This window comes from Pseudoflavonifractor phocaeensis, assembly GCF_016901955.1.
Classification (GTDB): Bacteria; Bacillota; Clostridia; order Oscillospirales; family Oscillospiraceae; genus Flavonifractor; species Flavonifractor phocaeensis_A.
Genome location: NZ_JACJLC010000217.1, coordinates 1 through 587, shown reverse-complemented (window position 1 = coordinate 587; position 587 = coordinate 1). Strand labels below are relative to the sequence as shown.

The 587-nt window shown below is 52.8% G+C and carries 1 protein-coding gene and 1 pseudogene; both read right to left on the bottom strand.

The annotated features are described in order from the left end of the window. Positions 1 to 207: pseudogene (locus H6B51_RS18540) on the bottom strand (transposase); the annotation flags it as partial. Positions 208 to 221: 14 nt separating this feature from the next. Then, positions 222 to 587: IS5 family transposase (locus H6B51_RS17245; protein ID WP_204884815.1), on the bottom strand; the 366-nt coding region annotated here is incomplete at its 5' end.

Here is a 587-nt window from a genome sequence, read left to right as displayed (position 1 = left end):
ACACGCCTGTCTGCAAAATGGGAAATCATATCCTTTATCGGCATGAAGTTTCCGGGGATGACAGGTAGGTTTCCCATGTAAATTTCGCAGGCACGGCAGATGATCCAGCATATATGCCAGCATCTTGCAATCATTCACATTGGCGGCAGTGAGGCCCACAACAAGCGGAATGCCGTTCTGATCTGTTATGACGTGATGTTTACTTCCAGGGCGACCGCGATCTACGGGGTTGGGTCCTGTGAGTTCGCCCCCCTTTTTGCCTGGATGACAGAGCCGTCAATACAGGCTCTGCTCCAGTCGATCTTTTTCGTATCGTGCAGATTTTGAAGGATAATATGGTGAAGCTTCTCCCAAACGCCAGCTTCCTGCCAGTCCCGAAGTCTGCGCCAGCAGGTCATGCCACTGCCGCAGCCCATCTCCTGGGGCAGATCTTCCCATGGTATCCCTGTCTTGAGAACAAAGATGATTCCGGTCAACGCTGCCCGGTCAGAGATGCGGGGACGGCCTCCTTTGGGTGTGGGTTCATGGTTTGGCAAGAGAGGTTCAACCAGCTTCCACAATTCGTCACTTACCAGCTTCTTGGGCAT